The 7,636-nt window shown below is 69.6% G+C and carries 2 protein-coding genes and 1 pseudogene; all 3 read right to left on the bottom strand.

The annotated features are described in order from the left end of the window. Positions 1 to 10 precede the first annotated feature (10 nt). Complete coding sequence (gene serS, locus U9980_RS10315; protein ID WP_322767712.1) at positions 11 to 1,273, bottom strand: serine--tRNA ligase; 1,263 nt, start codon at positions 1,271 to 1,273, stop codon at positions 11 to 13. Between the two features lie 76 nt (positions 1,274 to 1,349). Further along, positions 1,350 to 2,792, bottom strand: a complete 1,443-nt coding sequence (locus U9980_RS10310; RefSeq protein ID WP_322767711.1) for a glutamate synthase subunit beta — start codon at positions 2,790 to 2,792, stop codon at positions 1,350 to 1,352. Positions 2,793 to 2,860: 68 nt separating this feature from the next. Continuing rightward, positions 2,861 to 7,413, bottom strand: a pseudogene (gene gltB / locus U9980_RS10305) (glutamate synthase large subunit). Between the last annotated feature and the right edge of the window lie 223 nt (positions 7,414 to 7,636).

Here is a 7,636-nt window from a genome sequence, read left to right as displayed (position 1 = left end):
TGGGCCGGGGTCAGATGAGTTCGCGGTCGCCGAGATAGGGCCGCAGCACCTTGGGGACGCGGACCCGATGGTCGGCGGTCTGGAAGTTCTCCAGAATGGCCGCCAGCAGTCGGGGCGTCGCTACCGCCGTGTTGTTCAGCGTATGGGCGAACCGGACCCGTCCGTCGGCGTCCTTGTAGCGGATGTTCGCCCGCCGGGCCTGCCAGTCGTGCAGGGTCGAGCAGCTGTGGGTCTCCCGGAAGCGCGCCAGCGACGGGAACCACGTGTTGATGTCGTTCATCCGGAACTTACCCAGGCCCATGTCGCCGGTGGCACATTCCACCACCTCGTAGGCCAGACCCAGAGCCTGCAGGACGTGCTCGGCGGTGTCGAGCAGTTCGGCGTGCCAGCGGGCGGACTCCGCCTCGTCAGCCGCGCAGATCACGAACTGCTCGACCTTCTCGAACTGGTGGACGCGCAGCAGTCCACGGACGTCGCGTCCGGCGCTGCCGACCTCCCGGCGAAAGCACGGCGAGATCCCGGCGTAGCGCAACGGCAGGTCACGCAGGGACAGCATCTCGCCCGCGTGCAGGCCAACCAGCGCGACCTCGGCGGTGCCGGCGAGATAGAGATCGTCCCCGGGTAGCTGGTAGATCTCCTCACCGTGGCCCGGCAGGAAGCCGGTACCGACCAGCGCCTCGCGCTTGACCAGCGACGGCACCGACAGCAGCCGGAAGTCCCTGCCCGCCAGCAGGTCCAGCGCGTAGGAGTGCACGGCCCGCTCCAACAGCACGAGGTCACCGGCGAGCGCGTACGCCCGCTCCCCCGAGGCGCCACGGGCCCGTTCGAACTCCGCCCAGCCACGCTTCTCGGCCAGCTCGACATGGTCGACCGGGGTGAAGTCGAACACCGGGCGCTCGCCCCAGACCCGGATGACGGTGTTCGCCGCCTCATCCGGCCCGACCGGTGCCCCGCTCCACGGAATGTTCGGTGTCGCCAGCAGCAGGTCGCCCAAGCGGGCGCCGGCGTCCTCCAGCTCCGCACGGGTCCGGCGCAGTTGCTCGTCCAGGGCGCCGGAGCGTTCCCGCAGCCGCTCTCGCTCGGCCGCGTCCGCGGCCTTGAAACCACCGGCGAGCTCCCGGCGCTCACGCTGGGCGGTGTCCAGCGCGTGCTGCAGGGCCCGTACGGACTGGTCGAGGCCCAAGATGGCGTCGACGTCGAGGTCCACCCCTTTGACGCGGGCGGCCTCCCGCACGGCGTCGGGATTCTCCCGGATGAACCGTCTGTCCAGCATCTGGCCTCGTCGCCCTCCAGCGGGATCCCTGCGCGTCGGTGAAAAGCCTACCGCCCGCCTGGCCGACGCCCGACGATCACCGTCGGGTCGGGGTGATCGGTTCGGGGAGGTCGGTGGAACCACGCAGGTAACGGTCCACCGCCGCGGCGGCGGCCCGACCCTCCGCGATCGCCCACACGACCAGGGACTGACCCCGGCCGATGTCCCCGGCGACGAACACCTTCGCGACGGAACTCGCCCAGCCGGCGTCCCGGGCGACGTTGCCACGGGCGTCGAGCGCGACACCGAGCTGGTCGAGCAGGCCGGGCCGTTCCGGCCCGACGAAACCCATCGCCAGCAGCACGAGCTCGCACGGCAGCTCGACGTCGGTACCCGGCACCTGCTCGAAGCGGCCGTCGACCATGGCGACCTCGTGCATGCGCAACGCGCGAACCCGACCGGCGTCATCACCGAGAAAGCACTCGGTGGAGACGGCGAAGACCCGGTCGCCACCCTCCTCGTGCGCGCTGGACACCCGGTAGACGACCGGCCAGGTCGGCCACGGGTTCGCCACCGGCCGCAGTTGCGGCGGTCGCGGCATGATCTCCAGCTGGTGCACGGACACCGCCCCCTGGCGGTGCGCGGTACCCAGACAGTCCGCGCCGGTGTCACCGCCACCGATGATGACCACCCGTTTACCCGCCGCGTTGATCAGCGGTTCGGTGCGGTCGCCCTGCTGGACCTGGTTCGCGGGAACCAGGTACTCCATCGCGAGGTGGACGCCGGCCAGCTCCCGGCCGGGCACGGTGAGATCCCGCCCGACCGTCGAGCCACCGGCGAGCACGATCGCGTCATAGGATGCGCGCAGCTCGTCCGCGGTGATGTCCACACCCACGTTGCACGAGGACATGAACACCGTCCCCTCGGCCCGCATCTGCGCGAGCCGACGGTCCAGCACCTGCTTTTCCATCTTGAACTCGGGGATGCCGTAGCGCAGCAACCCACCGATGCGGTCGGCCCGCTCGTACACGACGACGTTGTGGCCGGCCCGGGTGAGCTGCTGAGCCGCGGCGAGCCCCGCCGGGCCCGACCCGACCACGGCGACCCGCTGCTCGGTGCGCGCGGACGGCAGGACCGGCCGGACCGTGCCGTCGGCCCAGGCCCGATCGATGATCGACACCTCAACCTGCTTGATGGCCACCGGATCATCGGAGATTCCCAGCACGCACGCGGTCTCGCACGGCGCCGGGCACAGCCGCCCGGTGAACTCCGGGAAGTTGTTGGTGGCGTGCAGCCGCTCGATCGCCTCGCCCCAGTCAGCCCGTCGTACCAGGTCGTTCCACTCCGGGATGATGTTCCCGAGCGGGCAGCCGTTATGGCAGAAGGGGATGCCGCAGTCCATACACCGTGTTGCCTGGTGACGCAGGGATTCGACCGGGAACGGTTCGTAGACCTCGTTCCAGTCGGTGATCCGCACGTCGACGGGCCGGCGCGTCGGCAGCTCCCGGGGATGCTTGAGGAAGCCGATCGGGTCAGCCATGCCGCTCCTGTCGAATGATCGTGTCGGGGCTGCCGGGGCGTGCTCGGCAACACACCGTAGGACACCGGTCACGCACGGGACGCCGCCATGATCAGATCTTCGGCGGGCAGGCCGTCCTCCTGCGCCCTGCGCATCGCGGCGAGCACCCGCTTGTAGTCCCGGGGCATGATCTTGACAAAGGAGGACTGCTCAGTCTCCCACTCCGCAAGCAGGCCCGCCGCCACTGTCGACCCGGTCTCGCGCCGGTGCCGGGCGACCAGGGCGAGGAGCAGCACCCGGTCGTCGTCGTCCAGCGGGTCCACGTCGACCATCTCGGTGTTGATCCGTCGCAGGATGGGCTTGTACAGGAACGCCACGCCACCGCTCATCCCGGCCGCGAAGTTGCGTCCGGTGGACCCGAGGACGACCACGGTGCCGCCGGTCATGTACTCGCAGCCGTGATCGCCGACGCCTTCGACGACAGCGGTCGCACCGGAGTTGCGGACGCAGAACCGCTCGCCGACGATGCCACGGAAATACGCCTCACCGGCCGTGGCACCGTAGAGCAGCACGTTGCCGGCGACGATGTTCTCCTCGGCCCGCAGCGGCGCCTCCTTGGGCGGGAACACGATGATCCGTCCACCGGACAGGCCCTTGCCGGTGTAGTCGTTGGCGTCGCCCTCGAGCGTGAGGGTCACCCCGCGGGGCACGAACGCGCCGAAACTCTGGCCGGCCGAACCGGTGAACCGCAGCGAGATCGTGTCGTCGGGGAGGCCCTGCGCGCCGTAGCGCCTGGTCACCTCGAAGCCGAGCATGGTGCCGACCGTCCGGTTGACGTTACGGATCGGCATCTCCAGCCACACCGGCCGACCGTCCTCCAACGCCCCCTCGCACAGCTGGATCAGGGAGTTGTCCAGCGCCTTGTCCAGCCCGTGGTCCTGAGCGGTCGTGCAGTGCAGGGAGCCACCGAAGGGCCGTTCCGGGGCATGCAGCAGCGGAGTGAGATCCAGGCCGGCGGCCTTCCAGTGGTCGAGTGCGGCCCGCGCGTCGAGGACCTCCACGTGGCCGACGGCCTCGTGCAGCGTGCGGAACCCCAGCGCCGCGAGGTACTCACGCACCTCCTGCGCGATGAAGGTGAAGAAGGCCTCCACGAACTCGGGTTTGCCGGTGAAACGGGCACGCAGCTCGGGGTTCTGGGTCGCCACCCCCACCGGGCAGGTGTCAAGGTGGCACACCCGCATCATCACGCAGCCGGCGACCACCAACGGGGCGGTCGCGAACCCGAACTCCTCCGCGCCCAGCAGCGCGCCGACGATGACGTCGCGGCCGGTCTTGAGCTGGCCGTCGACCTGGACCACGATCCGGTCGCGCAGGCCGTTGAGCAGCAGGGTCTGCTGGGTCTCGGCCAGGCCCAGCTCCCAGGGGGCACCCGCGTGCTTGAGCGAGGTCAGCGGGGCCGCGCCGGTACCGCCGTCATGCCCGGAGATCAGTACGACATCCGCATGGGCCTTGGACACACCGGCGGCCACCGTACCCACGCCGACCTCGGCCACGAGCTTGACGTGCACCCGCGCCCGCGGGTTGGCGTTCTTCAGGTCGTGGATGAGCTGGGCGAGGTCCTCAATGGAGTAGATGTCGTGGTGCGGCGGCGGCGAGATCAGGCCCACGCCCGCCGTCGAGTGCCGGGTCCGCGCGATCCACGGGTAGACCTTCTGCCCGGGCAGCTGGCCGCCCTCACCGGGCTTGGCGCCCTGCGCCATCTTGATCTGGATGTCGTCGGCGTTGGCAAGGTACTCGCTGGTCACCCCGAAGCGGCCGCTGGCGACCTGCTTGATCGACGATCGACGAAGGTCGCCGTTGGCGTCCGGTGTGAACCGTCTGGCATCCTCGCCGCCCTCGCCGGTGTTCGACTTCGCCCCGATCCGGTTCATCGCGATCGCCAGCGTCTCGTGTGCCTCGGCGCTGATCGAGCCGTAGGACATCGCACCGGTGGCGAACCGCTGGAGGATCTCCGACACCGGCTCGACCTGGTCGATCGGAATCGGCGGGCGCAGGCCCTCGCGCAGCGCGAACATGCCGCGCAGGGTGGCGTTGCGCCGCGACAGCTCGTCGACGGTGGCGGTGTACTGCTTGAACACCTCGTACTGACGGCTGCGCGTGGCGTGCTGGAGCAGGAAGACCGTCTCCGGGTTGAACAGGTGCACCTCACCCTCGCGGCGCCACTGGTACTCACCACCGGTGTCCAGGTTGCGGTGGGCCAGCTCCGAGGCGACCGCCGAGTACGCCTTGTGGTGACGGGCTGCGACCTCGGCCGCGATGACATCGATGTCCACGCCGTCCAGCCGGGACGGCGTCCCGGTGAAGTAGGTGCCCACCAGCTGCTGGGACAGCCCGATCGCCTCGAACACCTGGGCTCCGGTGTAGCTGGCCACGGTGGAGATGCCCATCTTGCTCATCACCTTGAGCACGCCCTTGCCCAGCGCCTTGATGAGGTTGCGCTGGGCCTGGTCGCGGGTGATTCCGTCCAGGTCACCGCCGTCGAGGATGCTGTCGATCGACTCGAACGCCAGGTAGGGGTTGACGGCGGCCGCGCCGTACCCCAGGAGCAGCGCGACATGGTGAACCTCGCGTGCGTCGCCGCACTCCACGATGAGACCGACCTTGGTGCGGGTCTTCTCCCGGATGAGGTGGTGGTGGACGGCCGCGGTGAGCAGCAGGGAGGGAATCGGCGCCTTGTACCGGTCGGAGTCACGGTCGGACAGGACCACGACGCGGGCACCGTCCGCGATCGCCTCGCTGACGCCACGGCAGATCTCGGCCAGCCGCTCGGCGAGCGCCACGCCACCGCCGTCTACGTCATAGAGGCCACGCACGGTCACTGCCGCGAACCCGGGCATGTCCCCGTCGTCGTTGATACCGACGATCTTGGCGAGTTCGGTGTTGCTGATGACCGGGAACGGCAGGTGCACCAGCCGGCACGATGCCGGCGACGGCGCCAGCAGGTTACCTTCGGGACCGAGCGTCCGGCCCAGGCTTGTGACCATTCCTCCCGGATGGCGTCCAGGGGCGGGTTGGTCACCTGCGCGAACAGCTGGCTGAAGTAGTCGAAGAGCAGCCGCGGACGGCCCGAGAGCACCGCGACCGGCGTGTCGGTGCCCATCGAGCCGATCGGTTCGACACCGGCTCGGGCCATGGGCGCGATGATGACGCGCAGTTCCTCCTCGGTGTAGCCGAAGACCTGCTGGCGGCGGCGGACCGAGGAGTGACCGTAGACGACGTGCTCGCGTTCGGGCAGGTCGTCCAGGGCGATCAACCCGGCGTGCAGCCATTCCCCGTACGGCGCGGCGGCGGCCAGCTCCGACTTGATCTCCTCGTCGTCGACGATCCGGCCCTGCGCGGTGTCGATCAGGAACATCTTCCCCGGCTGGAGCCGGCCCTTCTGCACCACCCTGTGCGCGGGAAGGTCCAGGACACCGACTTCAGAGGCCATGACGACCAGGCCGTCGTCGGTGACCCAGTAACGCGACGGGCGCAACCCATTACGGTCGAGCACGGCGCCGATGACCGTTCCGTCGGTGAACGCGATGGAGGCCGGGCCGTCCCACGGCTCCATCAGCGCCGAGTGGAACTGGTAGAACGCCCGGCGGGCCGGGTCGATCTCGTCGTGGTTCTCCCAGGCCTCCGGGATCATCATGAGGACGGCGTGCGGGAGGCTGCGGCCACCGAGGTGGAGCAGTTCCAGGACCTCGTCGAAGCTGGCCGAGTCGCTCGCGCCGTCCGCGCAGATGGGGAAGATCCGGCGCATATCACCGGGGATGAGATCGCTGGCCAGCAGGGCCTCACGGGCCCGCATCCAGTTGCGGTTGCCACGCACGGTGTTGATCTCACCATTGTGAGCGACGTAGCGGTAGGGATGGGCAAGCGGCCAACTCGGAAAGGTGTTGGTCGAGAACCGGCTGTGCACGAGGGCGATCGCGCTGGCGAAACGGGGATCGTCCAGGTCGGGGAAGTACGCCGAGAGCTGATGGGTGGTGAGCATGCCCTTGTAGACGACGGTGCGCGCCGACAGCGACGGGAAGTACACACCGGCTTCGCGCCGCGCCCGCTTACGGACGCAGAACGCCCGCCGCTCGAGATCGAGCAGGTCGGCGGGCTCGGCGGCTTCGGCGGGTTCACCCGGACCGTCGACCGCCGCGGGCAGGCCGAGGAAGAGCTGCCGCATCCGCGGCTCGACCTCGACGGCGGCCCGGCCGACGATGTGGCTGACCACCGGAACCTCGCGCCAGCCCAGTACCCGCAGGCCCTCCGCGCGGACGATACGGCTGATCGCCCGAACGGCGTTGTCCCGGTCGCCGGCGACCTGCGGCAGGAAGGCCGTTCCCACCGCATACCGGCCGGGTGGCGGAAGCGGAAAGTCGACGACGTCGCGCAGAAAGGCGTCCGGAACCTGCACCAGGATGCCGGCGCCGTCGCCGGTGTCCGGGTCGCAGCCCGACGCTCCGCGGTGGTCGAGGTTGCGCAGCACGGTAAGGCCCTGTTCGACCAGCTCATGACTGCGTCGGCCACGGACATCCACGACGAAACCGACCCCGCAGGCGTCGTGTTCGAAGGTGGGGTCGTACAAGCCTTGTGCGATCAACATCCGGCGGGTCCTGTCCGTCTTCAGGGGTTCTCCGTGAGGCGGACGACGCTGTCCGGACGCGCCACCGTGACAGGGCAGTCCCGGCCAGGCGCACTAATGAGTGTGCCACGTACGCTCAGGATCCGCCGTGATCGCTAACGGCCCGGACCCGGATGTGGCCAACCGGGCATGAAACTATCCTCACCGGCCGCTCTGCGGTACCTCGCCGGGCACCGGCTGCGGG

It is taken from the genome of Protofrankia sp. Cr1, from assembly GCF_963555865.1.
Taxonomy (GTDB): Bacteria; Actinomycetota; Actinomycetes; order Frankiales; family Frankiaceae; genus Protofrankia.
Note: the sequence above shows the minus strand (reverse complement) of the source record. Positions and strands in the feature narration are given on the sequence as shown.